This is a genomic window from Nonomuraea rosea (assembly GCF_039539705.1).
Lineage (GTDB): Bacteria > Actinomycetota > Actinomycetes > Streptosporangiales > Streptosporangiaceae > Nonomuraea > Nonomuraea rosea.
Genome location: NZ_BAABDQ010000053.1, coordinates 1 through 13,598, shown reverse-complemented (window position 1 = coordinate 13,598; position 13,598 = coordinate 1). Strand labels below are relative to the sequence as shown.

Here is a 13,598-nt window from a genome sequence, read left to right as displayed (position 1 = left end):
AGGGCCGTTGCGACACATCAGACGTGCCTGGGTGCAGCCTTCAGGCGGGAGCGCTCATGAGGAAGGCGGCAATGGGGCTCGTGTTCTCGGCATCTGCTCCGGGGTATGGGCGGGGAAGGAAGAGCGGTTATCAGAAGAGTCCGCTTCGGGAGATCCAGATGGACTCGCGGCAGTTGCCGTATTGGCTGCCTTCGCACAGTTTGAAGACGGTGATGAGGCTGACGAGGGTGGAGTCGGTTCCGCAGCCCCATTTGGCGCCGTTGGTGTCGACCACGGTCCACTTCTGCAGGTAGGTGGTGGCGTATTCGACGCGGACGGCTTGGCCGTCGTTGCTCAGGTCGCAGACCGTGATGTGCTTGCGGTCGGCCGAGACGGTGACGGAGCCCCAGCCGGCGTCATCATTCCAGCCGCCGGGCGACTGGGCGGCGGCCGATGGGGTGGCCAGTAGGAGGGTTAGGGCGGTGGCCGCCAGAGTGAACCGAGGCAACATGGGCTGTCCGTTCGGAGGAGAGGGTGTCAGAACGGTGCCACTGTGAACCGACCGCACGGCCAGAGCGTGCAGGCCGGAGCGCTGATGACGTGGCTTGATCAACATTTGGCCGCTGCCTCAGGACGGATGGCCGTTCATGATTAAAAGTTCCCGGTGTGATGCCTGCGGCTTATCCGGCTGGCCTGCTGCCTACGAGGTCGATAGCCGTAGGGGAACTCTGGCCTCTAGATCAGCGGGTTGGACCGGTACGGCATCCGGTTGAGCCGAGGTGCGGATCAGCGCGCCAAGCTGATCCAGAACGGCAGGAACCAGGCGAGATACCCCGCAAGGCGGGGGCCTCGGCGACGATCACCTCGTATCCAGCGGCGGCCTGCCTCTGGGCACGGTAGGCCTTCACCACGCACGCGGGCCGTAGAACGAGAACCTGTGCCGCAGCCGCGCCGGGATGGTTGCGGCGCTGAGCAAAAAACTTGAATTGAACTTCAACATAGCGTCTTCCTCGCTATTGATGGGAGAGCAGAGCCCAGCACAACCCGCAAGATCGAGAGCCAGAGACGGGCCGGAGAGCAGTGGTGTGAGAGGTGAACCAGCGCAATCGCCTTTCACGCTCACAAGGGTGAGTCATGGGTTGGAGGTGGGATGGTGTCCGGCGTCCAGGTGCATGCCCTCTCTCCAGGGCGATGCCCCGACTACTCGTGGCTCATGGCTGATGAGAGGGAAGGAGCAGATGTCGTGCCGGTATCGAAACGTGCCTTGTGCGAGTGACGCTCGGGGATGTTTGCTGCTTGCACATGGGCTGAAATATTGCCTATGAATGCCGAGCTGGAGACCAATGAGCATCGGGGCCACTTGCGCGAAAGAGGAGTAGCGGCGGCGTCGCCTACGCACAGTTCCTTTGCGTAGGCGCGACATCCTTGAGGATGCAGAATCTGCTGAAGAACGCTACAGTACGGGAAACTGAGACGTAATTGGAGCATCCCTATGGCGAAGCGTATTGTTGAGTCCTTTGTCGACGACGTCGATGGCAGCGATGCCGAGGGAACCACGAAGTTCGCTCTCGACGGTACGAGCTACGAGATCGACCTGTCGGGTTCGAACAGGGAGGAGCTGGAGAAGGCACTCGCTCCCTTCATCACCAAGGCTCGCGCAGTACGCACCGACAGGGGCGTTCGGGGACGACGCGGAGGCGCCGGTTCTACTCGGATGGTCAGCCGCGAGAAGTCCACGGAGATCAGGCAGTGGGCCAAGGCCCAGGGCCTGCCGGTGAGTGAGCGAGGCCGTATCGCCGCCACCGTCATGGAGCAGTACGAGGCAGCCCACTGAGGGAGCATCTCAGCTCCGCGTGAAGCAGGGGCGCCCTCGCATGCCTGGAGGTACCATGCCGGGCAGTTTCCTGTCCGGCGAGCAACGCGCCGATACGGCGTCTTCAACGCCTCCCGACATCGCCGGCCGGGCGCTTTCTTCCATCTCGATGCCGACGACCGGCGCCGGGCGATGGCCGCTAACGGCGCTGGCAACCAGCTCGGCTGATCCCTGCAACTAGGCAGGGTGGAACTTGCCCTGTGGGACGCGATCTGGCGAGCAGTCAGTGTGCCGTTGGATGCGGTGACCTGGACGCCTATGAACGGGGTGCTCGCCAGATGGGCCAGATGCTTGGGCCGTCGGGCAGGGTGATGGCGGGGCCGAGGGGGTGCTGGCCGAGGCGTTCGTACAGGGCGAGGTTGCGGGGCGAAGTGCCGCCGCCCGCCAGGGCCGAGACCTCGATCCCGACGATGCGATGATCGTCCGGGTGGTCGACTATACCGTGCCCGACCGCAGCGGCTTGGGCCAGGGCTTGATGGGCTCGGTGCCCGTTATAGAACAGGTCATACTCGCGCAGGGCGTGCCGCAGGTGGCATTCGTTCCATACGAGGCAGCGGTCGAGAAGCTCGTGACGGCAGGACTGCACCCATCGCTCCATGATGGAGTTCATTCGCGGCATTCGAATGCCGGTGAGCACCGCCTTGATGCTGACCTCGTCGAGGACCTCGTCCATGAGGGCTGGGAACTTCCCATCCCGATCTCGGAGCAGAAAGCGCGCTCTGCAGCCTGCATCGTCCAGATCCATCACCAGGTTCTTGATCGCCTGGGTGACCCAGTTCGAGCTCGGGGGAGCGGTGGTGCCGAGCACGCGGACGTGTCTGGTGGCGTGCTCGATGACCGCCAGGACGTACTGGCGTTGTCCGGTGAGAGTGACGGTCTCGATGAAGTCGCAGGCCAGTAGGGCGTCTGCTTGGGAGCGCAGGAAGTCGGCCCACGTGGTGGAGGCCCGCTGGGGTGCCGGGTCAAGGCCGGCCTGCTTGAGGATCTCCCAGACTGTGGACGGCGCGACCTTGATGCCGAGCGTGGTGAGCTCTCCGTATACCCGCCGATAGCCCCAGCTCGGGTTCTCCCGAACCAGGCGCAGGATGAGAGCGCGGATGGAACGGACCATGGGTGGGCGGCCAGGCCGTTTTGGCCTGCAGGTAAGGGCGTGACGCTGTTTCATCAGGTCGCGGTGCCGGCGCAGGACGGTGTCCGGCCGGACGAGGAGCCGTAGCCGGCGCAGGACCTCGCGGGGCAGCGATGTCAGAAGTGCAGCGAGAAAGGCCCGGTCCTCGGGGCGAATCTGACTCTGGTCTCGGCGCCGAGCTGCCGTTCAAGGGCGGTGATCTGGTGGCGCAAGGCTCGAATTTCCACGTCCTTGTCCTGACCGCCCATCGGTAGCAGCCGCAGCGCGGCGAAGGTGTTCGTGACGGTGAGATAGGCCAGGCGAAGGAGCATGGCCGATCATCATGCCGCACTTGGTCCCTCTCCTGGTGGACGGAATCGCGTCACGCCGCGCTAAGCCCTGCAAGGCCATGACCTGGGCGGATGACATTATTGGCAGGCGTAGGTTTCCGGGGGTCTTCGCTGGCATGCCGGGCGGGAATGGGAAGGCAGAGGAGCATCGGCGGTGTCTGATTCACCCTGGTATAAGGTGATCCGCCGATGCTCCCAGCTCGCACGTTACCCTCGCTGGCCGCGCTGCTGGCAGTGTTCCGGTCCTGTTTCACCGCGCCGGGGCACCGTTCGTTCGCCGCTCTTGTGGTGGGGTTGATCGCGCAGACGCGGCGCCGCACGGTGTGCGGGATGCTGCTGGGCGCAAGGCTGGAACGAGCCTGGTATTACTGTCGCGCGCACCGGTTCTTCTCCGCGTCTCGCTGGTGCGCCGAAGGCTCGGGCTGGTGTAGTGCGATCTGGTCGTGGCCCGGCTGCTGCCGCCGGGCTCGGCGATCATCGTGGTGGTCGATGACACCCTGTTCAAACGGTCGGGGAAGAAGGTGTTCGGCGTCGTCTGGCATCACAACGGTGCGGCCAAGACGCCCAGGCCGATCGGGTTCGATAACTGCTGGGGTGATCGCCGGGATCATCGTGCAGTTGCCGTTCTTGTCCCGGCCGCTCTGTCTGCCGATCCTGGCCCGCTTGTGGCGCCCCGGACGCACCGGCAAGATCGCGTTCGCCCGGGAGATGGTCGAGGCGATCGCCGCCCGCCACCCCACCCGGACGGTGCATGCCGTCGGCGATGCGGCTTACGCCGGTGAACATCTACGCGGCCTGGACCCCTCGATCACCTGGACCAGCCGGCTGAAGGTCACCTCGGTCCTGCACGCCTTGCCGCTACCCAGAACCGGCAGGTCCGGACGGCCCCGCACCAAAGGAGCCCGGCTGGGCACCCCGGCGAGCACCTGGTCGGGGCGCTGATGGCCGAGCGCGATCGAGGGACGTTCTGTGCCAGTTCGGCAACGCATCTTTGAGTACGGATCAGGAAATGAGGGACAAGTCTTGACAGTTGCGACCGTACATACCGATGATGTACTCACGAGTTTATGCGACTCTGAATAGATATTCATAATCATTCTCAGTAGTGGTACTAGCGGCGCCCTGATAGTTAGCCTCAAATATCACATGACAACGTTCCTGACTACCTGTTGCAATAGCCCCAACGCGCTCTGTAATCGCGTCGCCTTCGAGGAGTATTCGATGAGCCTCGCAGCTCGGGCCGCCACCAGGCATGGCCTTGCTGGGCCATGGACCGCCTGCCCGAACCGCCGGACGCGGTCTTCACTACAACGACCTGCTCGCGCTCGGCGTGATGCGGGCGGAATTGCCCCCGGAGGTCGCGGGATGCCGCAGGGCGTCGCCAACGTCGGATTTGACGGCACCGCCGAGGGGGTGCATCGCCACCCCAGCGCTGACCAGCATCGCGCCCGGCAAGGAGTGGATCGCCGAACTCGCCGCAGCCTGGCTGATGGCCCGCGTCGAAGGCAACAAGAGCCCGCCAGCCCAATTGGGAAGGCGCCCTGGTCGAGGCACTACAGGCATCGCCAAAGCGGACGCACGACGGTCGCCGTTGGACATCAAGGACCGGCAACGAGACGATCGGGCACCAATGCTGATCACAGCGAGACAACCACCTCTAGCCGAACTGCTCCATCAGACGTATGAAGATCGAGAAGGATCGGGAAGCGGTCTTTTAGGCTCCATGGCGGACTATGAATCCGCTGGCGTGTACGTACAAATTGCGACAGACCTATTTGCGCTACGTCTACCGATATCGGGAGGAAAGGGGAGGGTCATCCGAACTGAGGGAGAAAGAGATTGAGTCAGCAGTCAACCGATCGTTTTCTTTCTGAGAAACCAATCATCAGCGCAGACTTACCTACGTTCCCCGTATCGGGATACTCGCCCACTGATCAAGCGGATGTGCAGCAAGTCCCCCTCGACGCGTTACAGCCAGGCTTCTCTCCGCGACTCGAGGGCGAGGACCCTGAGCACGTGCAACTTCTCACGGAAGTACAAGAAGAGCTGCCACCCATTCTGGTCCATCGGTCGAGCATGCGGGTGATCGACGGCATGCATCGACTGCTCGCCGCTCGGCTTAGGCAAGAATGGACGATCAATGCCAAATACTTTGATGGCGATGAGCGAGAGGCGTTCGTCGCGGCGGTCAAGGCCAACGTCACTCATGGACTTCCGCTCACTCTGGCCGACCGACAGGCGGCGGCGATCCGCATTATCGAGATGCAACCACATGCCTCGGACCGGGCGATCGCCGCGATGACTGGCCTCGCGGCGGGTACGGTCTCAGCGATCCGTCGGAGGATCGGCACCGATGCCCAGAAGCGAGAACGCATCGGACGCGATGGACGAGTTCGGCCGTTGAGCAGCGCCGATAGCCGGCGTGTGGCCAGTGAAATCATTGCGAAGCGTCCGGATGCATCGCTGCGTGAAGTTGCGAAACTGGCGGGCACCTCGCCGGCTACCGTACTGGACGTGCGGAGACGGATAGCCCGCGGAGATGATCCTGTGCCGACCAAGTTGCGGCCCACGCGCGAGAGGTCCCATCGCTCGCGGAAGAGCCTTAGCAACCGAGACGCCGACCACCTGCCCACACGTGACCCCATCTCCTTGCTGCAAAACCTCAGCAAGGACCCGTCCCTACGGCTCAACACCGGAGGGCGCAAAGTGCTGGAATGGCTTTATGCGCATATGGCGGGCCTGTACGGCTGGAAGGGCCTGGTGCACGAAATCCCCACGCACTCCGCCTATCTTATCGTCGAGATGGCGCGCGGCTGCGCGCATGAGTGGGCGGTTTTCGCTGAGCACCTAGAGCAGCGGTTGCTCGGCTCTGATGAAAAGTGAAGTTGCACGGAGCGGTCCGCGTTCAACTGTGCACAATTTGCAGTCGAACGGTGGTGCCGCAGGCTGCGGGACAAAACCAGAAGAACCAGGGTTTCTGGCTGAGCACATCTGCATAGCGCTTGTCTTTATCGTACATGCTCCGTAGTCCGATTGATTAGCAGCGGCAACTATGACCCTGGCTGAGCGTGCATAGAGGATCACCATAGGCGCGAAGTCAGCAGAAGGTCAGCGCCCTTTTCCGCGACCATTCGAAGCGCGCTCACGATGCCCGCGGAGCCAGTCAGCGAAAGTCTTAACGAGAAGTCTAAGATGGTCTCGGGGACTCGCCGGTGATGCGAGATGGTATACGCGCAGAGAGGTTTCCAATATGCATAAAGAGGTCCAAGAGCACGTCCAATCCCGAATGTCGGGGATACTTTAAGATTGACACCGCTTGACATATGCCTACACAGCGCGCCCAAAGATTATCGTGTGCAGGCAGTGACTCAACGGTTCGATCATGCCACAGCCAGGGTCGAACGGCTTCCGTCGGACGAAAAATCTCTCTGTGCAAGAAATTCGCGTGGGTGGTCCAAATATGATCAGGATCTACAAGCAGCACAATTGCCTTCAGTTGGACCGGATGGCGGGTGATTGATTCAGCCAAATCGGCCACGCGGATCGGTGCTTTCTCGCTCGGACCGTCGGCAAAACTGACCTGCTCAATACCGGGGGGAGTATATCCTGTCAAAGCAAGCGTGTTTCGACTTATCAGAGGGGTGGTTGGCCATAGAGAGATGTGCTCCACGCCGTTTATCGAGGTGACAAGGACTTTATCGTTTCCCACGTACTTGCAACCGCTTCTCAGTGCTGCTGCCAGTGCGGTCGTCTTCCCAGCACCCTTGGGGCCGATAAAGGCTATTGCGTACTGGCCCATAGTCACTGCTGACGCATGTATTAGAAAGTCGCCACTAGCGGCTGCATATTTTGCCACAATTTGGCGAACTACGTGCCGCAAAAATGGAGCCGCAGATGATAGTGCACCGTAAATCCGAAAACTATCATTGCGGCCATAAACCGCATGCGTTAAAACGTCACTCTTTTGTTCTGCTGCATAGTAAGACATGCCATTTTCGGCATAGTGGTTGCATCCGAGATGGAATGGTTCCAGCTCGACCAAGTTACCGCACTGGTGTCTGATGACCGGACCTTCGTATGACAACGATATTTCTGCTCTAGATTCATCGCGAGTAGAAATCCGACCGATTTCAAATAGGTCTCCGAACAAATCCTGCGCCTGTATAGCCACCGCTGCGAGTGGTGGATCAAGCCTTATAGAACCATAGGGATGCTTAACGAATAGCGATTGTTCCATAATGTTTTCATCGCCTAATCTAGAGTCCAAAGCGTCTCTTGAGTTGCCTAGGTTATCCCTCTTGGGCCGGCCTCGCTAGACCCCGACCCTTCCACAGCTCTCGACTAATTCATCTGGGTGGATCATCTCATACGATTGAGAAGTCGCTCCTTCTGGTGAGGAATGGCGATATGCGTTACGTTGAGGCTTTTTCGTGCGCCCAGCAGAGCAGGAGGTGAAGCCGTGACATAGCGGCTCATCTTGTTGTTCGTAAGCTCGTCGTCGCTTGCCGGTGGAAGTCCGGTCCGGGTACGTAGCCATCAGCCGCCGATGGCCGAACCAAGCACCCGTTGTCGTAGGAGAGTCGGCTGGGCGGGCCACCTGCTCGAACACCTCCTGGCCGGCTCGGCACCCAAGCGCCGCCTGGCCTGAGTCACCGCACCTCGCGTCGGCGGCTGCCACCGCGAGCCCGGTATGAACGCGAGCATTCCAGTCAGCTTCTCGGTGACCTCCTCGTAATTATTGTCAGGAAACAGACACAATGCGATTAGGAGATAGACGACCACGTGCGCGGGCAGCTTGCGAACCCGACGCTCCCGGCACTCGTGTGCGGCGATGGCCGCGTCCTGGACTTGGCGGGGATCAGCTCCGTCAACCGACCCTGACCGCCACTGGACGAGGCGTCGCCAGCAGATGATCGCGGCGGCGAGGGTCATGAAGGCTTCATGGATTTCTCAGCGGATGCGCAGGCGGCGGAACCAGTGCAGGAGGCAAGCCGGGCTCGAAGCATCACGTCATCGCCGAGGGCGGCGGTATTCCGCTCGCGTTGTGGCTGACGGGCGGTCACCCGCCACGACGTCACTCAGCTGATTCCGCTGATCAAGGCGATTCCGCCGGTGCGAGGCCTATACGGCCCACCTCGCAAACGTCCTACCTGCGTGTACGCCGACCGCGGCTACGATCACGACTTCTACCGGCGCCGGGTCTAGCGTACCGGCATCCGGTCCATACATCGCCCGGCACGGCACTCCGCATGGTGCTGGCCTGGGCGTTCACCGCTGGGTGATCGAACGCACGGTAGCTGCGGTCGACCGGGCTTGGCTCGGTTTTGGGCCGCCCTTGAGCGCCCGCACGCGCGAGGTGTCGATCACCGCCTTGGATTAGTCCAGCCGACCGGGGGCGTGCAACTCGGCCAGCAGCGGCCGAAGCCGCTCGTCCCACACGCCGGCGGCGCGAGTCTCGCAGCCGCCGCTAGCGGTAGTCCGTTAGATCAAGACCTTGGCTGGGCAGGATGGTGTCGCGGGGGCTTCCGAGGAGGGAGCCAGGTGATGACCAAGCCCAAACCGGTTCCAGCCGCGCCAGGGGCGCTGGAGGGGTACACGGCCAGGTTCGATGGTCTGTTCACGCATCTGGGGCAGCGGCGCGGGTTCCGGGAGTATGTGACGGGGATGCTGGCGCCGCGGGAGCGGAACAAGACAGCCGCTTCTTCACCCAGCCCCGGCTCCTGGTGATCGACGAATTCGGCTACCGCCGCCTGGACGAGGAAGGCCGCGGCCTACTGTTCGAAGTGATCAACGGCCGCTACCTGAAAGGCTCGATCATCACCACCAGCCACGTCGGCGTCTCGGCCTGGGCCGAGCGGCTCGGCGATCCGATGCTGGCCGCGGCCCTGCTGGATCGTCTTCTGCACCGGGGCATCATCGTCGCCATCGACGGCCCGTCCTACCGGATGCGCGCCCATCAGGCCCACACCGACGCGCTGCGCCAGGGCCTGACCTGCCCGGCACCCGCCACCACACGCACGACGGCGCCCACCTCATGAGTCACCGCGAGCAACGCACCTGCCCGGTCTGCGCCACCCTCTTCACCTGGAACAGCAGCCGCCCCACCCACCGCTTCTGCGACCCCCGATGCAAAGCGATCTGGGCCCGGGAGATGAAGAAGGCCCGTGAGCTGGGCCTGCCGCCGCCTGTTCCCGGCGATATCCGCCTTCGTCCCGGCCCCGCGGCACGGGCGCGAGACCCACGTGCCCACGACAGGCATCTCCACGGCGACCCTCTCCCCGAAGACCATCTCCGGGGAGAGGGTCGCCGAGGGGACCTCGTCACGGCCGCCACGACCAACGCCCGCCAAAGCAGCTGCCCGCACTGCCGGAAACCGATCGCGGTGGTGGCCATGCTCGTGCCACCTGCTGCTGTCCATGTCGACACGCCGTCACAATCCGTGACGAATATCAACTAAAGCCGTAGTATGAAGTCCAACGACCTGGCAACTTTCCCAGAGCGCCCCTGGTCAGATTCACGGCTCTGGCGATCTTTGTGTGGTGGCGTCACAGGCAGTGGTGGAGACTCCCGTCCGTGACTGATCGCAATCGTGTTACTGGCCGCGTATAGGCGCGGCCGCCCTGTGAGGATCTTGTTCGACCAAGAACGTGATCACCATCTGAGCGGCCGCGAGGTTCATTGTGCCCTGTGCGCAGCATGCGGTGGCGGGCGATGCCTGCTGCCTGCGGATGTTCTTCCCTCACCTGGCCGAACTCCTCGTTGAGGAGGTGACCGATCACGGGGACTACGTGCTGGTCGCGGCGCATACCAGCGGCGAGCCGGCGCCCTGCCGGGCGTGCGGCACAATCTCCTCACGAGTGCATGGCCGCTACCGTCGGCTGCTGCATGATCTGCCCGCTGCGGGCCGCCCGGTCCTGATCGCGCTCACGATCCGCCGCCTGACCTGCAAGAACCCGGCGTGCCCGGTCCGGACGTTCGCCGAACCGGTGCCTGGTCTCACCCGGCGCTACGCCCGCCGCACTCAGCTACTGCGCCGGCTCCTGGAGTTGATGGCTCTGGCACTGGCCGGGCGCGCCGCCTCCCGGCTGCTGGAGCGGCTCGGCGTACGCGTCGGCCGGGACACGCTGATCGCTCTGGTCCGCGCCCTGCCCGATCCCGAGATCGGTCAGGTCACCGTGCTCGGGGTCGACGATTTCGCCAAGAAGCGCGGGCACTCCTACGCCACCGTGCTGATCAACATGGACACGCACCAGCCCATCGATGTGCTGGACGACCGGACCGCCGACGCCCTCGAGCAGTGGTTACGCGACCATCCCGGCGTCCAAGTGATCTGCAGAGACCGGGCCGGAGCCTATGCCGCCGGCGCCAAGACCGGGGCACCCGAGGCGACGCAAATTGCTGATCGCTTCCATCTGTGGCAGAACCTGTGCGACGCGGTCGAGAAGACCGTCATCGCCTGCCGCGCCGACCTGCGTGAACCCGCCCCCGATGACCCCACCAACGAGGAACCTGGTCACCAGCAGCCAGGCAACACGCTCCCGCCAGAGCCGAGGCCAGAGCAGCCATCAGAGGAGGAACGCCGACTCATCGTCCGGACCCGTGAACGCTACGCCGCGGTGCAGGACCTGGTGGCCAAAGACTGGACGATCTCGGCGATCGCACGCAAGTTGCGGCTGTCTCGGCCCACCGTCCGCAGGTTCGCCCGCGCCGAGGCGGTCGAGGACCTGCTGACCAAGGCGACCGGACGGTCCGACCTGCTCACCCCCTACCTGCCCTACCTGATCCAGCGGTTCAACGACGGCTGCACCGACGCCGCCCGCCTCACCCGCGAGATCCAAGCGCAGGGATATCGCGGCAGCCCGCAGACCGTCCGCAAGTACCTGCACCCGTTCCGATCTGCGACCGCAGCCGCCCACACCACGTCCTCAGCCCCGACCGTTCGCGAGGTCACCAGGTGGATCACCAGCCACCCCGACCGTCTCACCACTGACGACCAGACCAGACGCGCCGACCTGCGAGCTCGCAGCCCCCGCCTGGACGCCACCGCCGGCCATGTCACCGCCTTCGCGACCATGATGACCACACTGACCGGCACAAAGGAGAGCCTGCACGCGTGGATGGCCGCCGTCGACGCCGACGACCTGCCCGCCCTGCACTCCTTCACCCACGGTATCCGCCGCGATCTGGACGCCGTCGTCAACGGCCTCACCCTGCCCTACTCATCGGGTGCTGTGGAAGGCAATGTGACGAGGGTCAAGAACCTCAAGAGGAGCCGATACGGCCGAGCCAACCTCGACCTACTGAGAAAGATCATCTTGTGCGCTCACTGAAACTCACTATCAGTTACGCCACCACACAAAGATCGCCAGAGCCAGATTCACAGAGCGCCATCAACTCGGCTGGGCCGACTTCCAAGTCCGCTCCGACATCGCCATCCGCCGCCACCAGAGCCTGGTGCACTGCGCGTTCAGCTTCTGCTGGACAACCTGGTTCAGCAACTCAACCTCAGATTCCGCCCCACCTGGGCCAGCGTCTGACACCGAACTCGAGAGGGGGCGGCGAGGCCCGATCCCATCCACACCTCTCAGCCTTACCCGCCCCATCGCCACCCAGCTGGCCCCACGCGCTGCGCGCCGTCCGCAGCTGGCTGGCCCCGGCCATCGCGCTATCACCCTGGTGGAAAGCCTGGTCCACCGCGCCCCCACCACCTGAACTCCAGGCGATGATCGACGCTGTCACCGCAGGTCAAGGCCTCTACCTCTACACGCCACCTTGATTCAACGGACTACCGCTAGCACGTCATGCCCGAGCCGAAACCCAGCTCCTGGGGCAGGAACTCGCACGGATCGCGGTGTCAGGAACTCGCACGGATCGCGGTGTAGAGCACGAGCAAAATCTCGCACAACGGCTTACGGTCATCCAGCCGCTTACGCCCCGGGAAGATGCCTGCGCCGCTGCACCTTCGGCAACAACGGCTCGATCCGCTCCCACAAGCTGTCCGAGACGATCCACGGCAGTTGCTCGCCCTTTCTCACACTCCACCCCAACGATGATCATCACCGTGAGGATGTAGGCAATCTCATCCTGTTATGACCTCTACCCCCCGCTGTGACGCTGTTGGCGATCTTTTGGGGGTCAGGCTGGAGGTGTCGGCGGGACTGCGAGCCGGTCGAGAGGGGCGAGGTCGATGTCACTGCGTCCGCGAGCGAGTACAGGGATTCCCGCGAAGACGGCGGAGTTAGCCTGGATGGTCTGTCCGAAGGGGATATCGGCGATGCTGGTCCGAGTTCGGCTCGGAGAGATTTTCGAGTATGAGGAGTTCGTCGGCTGGTTTCCGGTCGACGGACGGCCGTCGCTGTCGGCAGCGCAGCTGGCGCTGGTCAGCGTGTTGCAGTTCACCGAGGATTGCTCCGACCGGCAGGCGGCTTGCGCGGTCGCGGTGCGGATCGACTCCATGAGGTCGCTCTGGCGCCGGCTCAACCCCGGCCGACAGGCGCTGCTGGTGCTGGTCTACCTGCGTAAGGGCGAGACCTTCACCGAGCTCGGCGCCGGGTTCGGGGTATCGACCGCGACCGCGTGGCGATATGTCGAGGAGACGGTCGCGCTGCTGTCGGCCCGCTCACCCAAGCTCACGGCGGCGTTGCGCAAGGCCAAGCGGGACGGACTGCACTACCTGATCCTGGACGGCACGCTGATCCACACCGACCGGATCAAGGGCGACCGGCCGTACTTCTCCGGCAAACATCGCGTGCATGGGATGAACGTCCAGGTCATCGCCTCACCCGAAGGGACGATCCTGTGGACCTCCGGAGCGCTGCCCGGCAAGGCTCACGATCTGAGCGCCGCCCACATCTGGGGCATCCTGCGCGCGCTGGAGCAGGCCGGGATCATCACCCTGGCCGACAAGGCGTATCAGGGAGCCGAAGGCCCGGTCCGCACCCCGTACAAGGGCAAGAAGAAGCCCGAGTCCCAGAAGCAGGCCAACCGTGCCCACGCCAAGCTCCGTGGGCCAGGCGAACGCGCGAACGCCCAGCTGAAGAGCTGGAAGATCCTCCGCAAGCTACGCTGCAGCCCCAGCAAGGCCGGCCACCTCTGCAAGGCCATCGCCGTCCTTCAAAATCACCGCATTGCCCAGGCCGCCTGAGGATGAAAAGGGCTCAGTGAAGCTCTTTCATCCCCCTGGCGGCGGGCTGCTGGTCACAGCATGATCGCGAGTCCGGTCTTCGCCTGACGACGTAAGAAACCCCTGGTAGATGGATTGATCACCACAACCAGATCCATCACAACC

11 protein-coding genes and 1 pseudogene are annotated in these 13,598 nt (G+C 63.4%); 7 read left to right on the top strand and 5 right to left on the bottom strand.

What is annotated here, in order from left to right:
• Window positions 1-130 precede the first annotated feature (130 nt).
• Window positions 131-490 carry a hypothetical protein gene (locus tag ABEA43_RS59860; protein WP_345577072.1) on the bottom strand — a complete coding sequence of 120 codons (360 nt, stop codon included), beginning with the start codon at window positions 488-490 and terminating at the stop codon, window positions 131-133.
• Between the two features lie 981 nt (window positions 491-1,471).
• Between ABEA43_RS59860 and ABEA43_RS59855 the strand changes: the two genes are divergently transcribed.
• The gene (locus ABEA43_RS59855) at window positions 1,472-1,813 is read left to right on the top strand and encodes a histone-like nucleoid-structuring protein Lsr2 (RefSeq protein ID WP_345577070.1); all 342 of its coding nucleotides are present in this window, start codon (window positions 1,472-1,474) and stop codon (window positions 1,811-1,813) included.
• A gap of 295 nt (window positions 1,814-2,108) precedes the next feature.
• Here ABEA43_RS59855 and ABEA43_RS59850 read toward each other — a convergent pair whose 3' ends face one another.
• Both ABEA43_RS59850 and ABEA43_RS59845 read right to left on the bottom strand, forming a co-directional pair.
• Window positions 2,109-2,963, bottom strand: a complete 855-nt coding sequence (locus ABEA43_RS59850; RefSeq protein WP_345577068.1) for a hypothetical protein — start codon at window positions 2,961-2,963, stop codon at window positions 2,109-2,111.
• A 134-nt stretch (window positions 2,964-3,097) separates the two neighbouring features.
• A complete protein-coding gene (locus ABEA43_RS59845; protein ID WP_345577066.1) occupies window positions 3,098-3,292 on the bottom strand; it encodes a hypothetical protein in 195 nt (64 codons plus the stop codon).
• A 612-nt stretch (window positions 3,293-3,904) separates the two neighbouring features.
• Here ABEA43_RS59845 and ABEA43_RS59840 point away from each other — a divergent pair.
• Both ABEA43_RS59840 and ABEA43_RS59835 read left to right on the top strand, forming a co-directional pair.
• Complete coding sequence (locus ABEA43_RS59840; protein WP_345577064.1) at window positions 3,905-4,252, top strand: hypothetical protein; 348 nt, start codon at window positions 3,905-3,907, stop codon at window positions 4,250-4,252.
• A gap of 1,134 nt (window positions 4,253-5,386) precedes the next feature.
• Window positions 5,387-6,193 carry a streptomycin biosynthesis protein gene (locus ABEA43_RS59835; protein ID WP_345577062.1) on the top strand — a complete coding sequence of 269 codons (807 nt, stop codon included), beginning with the start codon at window positions 5,387-5,389 and terminating at the stop codon, window positions 6,191-6,193.
• A gap of 304 nt (window positions 6,194-6,497) precedes the next feature.
• On the opposite strand, the gene ABEA43_RS59830 is transcribed toward ABEA43_RS59835, so the two are convergent.
• Window positions 6,498-7,547: a Rab family GTPase gene (locus tag ABEA43_RS59830; RefSeq protein ID WP_345577060.1), complete on the bottom strand. Its 1,050-nt coding sequence runs from the start codon at window positions 7,545-7,547 to the stop codon at window positions 6,498-6,500.
• Window positions 7,548-7,846: 299 nt separating this feature from the next.
• Window positions 7,847-8,242, bottom strand: a complete 396-nt coding sequence (locus ABEA43_RS68475; RefSeq protein ID WP_425570652.1) for a transposase domain-containing protein — start codon at window positions 8,240-8,242, stop codon at window positions 7,847-7,849.
• 612 nt (window positions 8,243-8,854) lie between these two features.
• Here ABEA43_RS68475 and ABEA43_RS59820 point away from each other — a divergent pair.
• The 4 genes and pseudogenes from ABEA43_RS59820 to ABEA43_RS59805 all read left to right on the top strand — a co-directional run.
• Window positions 8,855-9,004 (top strand): annotated as a pseudogene (locus ABEA43_RS59820) (IS701 family transposase); the annotation flags it as partial.
• Window positions 9,005-9,033: 29 nt separating this feature from the next.
• Entirely contained in the window at window positions 9,034-9,348 is a 315-nt protein-coding gene (locus tag ABEA43_RS59815; RefSeq protein WP_345577057.1) for an ATP-binding protein, read from the top strand.
• 690 nt (window positions 9,349-10,038) lie between these two features.
• The gene (locus ABEA43_RS59810; protein ID WP_345577055.1) at window positions 10,039-11,640 is read left to right on the top strand and encodes an ISL3 family transposase; all 1,602 of its coding nucleotides are present in this window, start codon (window positions 10,039-10,041) and stop codon (window positions 11,638-11,640) included.
• A 944-nt stretch (window positions 11,641-12,584) separates the two neighbouring features.
• Window positions 12,585-13,454: a transposase family protein gene (locus ABEA43_RS59805; protein ID WP_425570651.1), complete on the top strand. Its 870-nt coding sequence runs from the start codon at window positions 12,585-12,587 to the stop codon at window positions 13,452-13,454.
• The last annotated feature ends 144 nt before the right edge of the window (window positions 13,455-13,598 follow it).

Coding starts and splice junctions, on each gene's coding strand:
- ABEA43_RS59845 (WP_345577066.1), bottom strand. CDS start 3,292: ATGCTCCTTCGCCTGGCCTATCTCACCGTCACGAACACCTTCGCCGCG.
- ABEA43_RS59835 (WP_345577062.1), top strand. CDS start 5,387: ATGCGGGTGATCGACGGCATGCATCGACTGCTCGCCGCTCGGCTTAGG.
- ABEA43_RS59850 (WP_345577068.1), bottom strand. CDS start 2,963: ATGGTCCGTTCCATCCGCGCTCTCATCCTGCGCCTGGTTCGGGAGAAC.
- ABEA43_RS59855 (WP_345577070.1), top strand. CDS start 1,472: ATGGCGAAGCGTATTGTTGAGTCCTTTGTCGACGACGTCGATGGCAGC.
- ABEA43_RS59830 (WP_345577060.1), bottom strand. CDS start 7,547: ATGGAACAATCGCTATTCGTTAAGCATCCCTATGGTTCTATAAGGCTT.
- ABEA43_RS68475 (WP_425570652.1), bottom strand. CDS start 8,242: ATGACCCTCGCCGCCGCGATCATCTGCTGGCGACGCCTCGTCCAGTGG.
- ABEA43_RS59805 (WP_425570651.1), top strand. CDS start 12,585: ATGCTGGTCCGAGTTCGGCTCGGAGAGATTTTCGAGTATGAGGAGTTC.
- ABEA43_RS59860 (WP_345577072.1), bottom strand. CDS start 490: ATGTTGCCTCGGTTCACTCTGGCGGCCACCGCCCTAACCCTCCTACTG.
- ABEA43_RS59810 (WP_345577055.1), top strand. CDS start 10,039: ATGTTCTTCCCTCACCTGGCCGAACTCCTCGTTGAGGAGGTGACCGAT.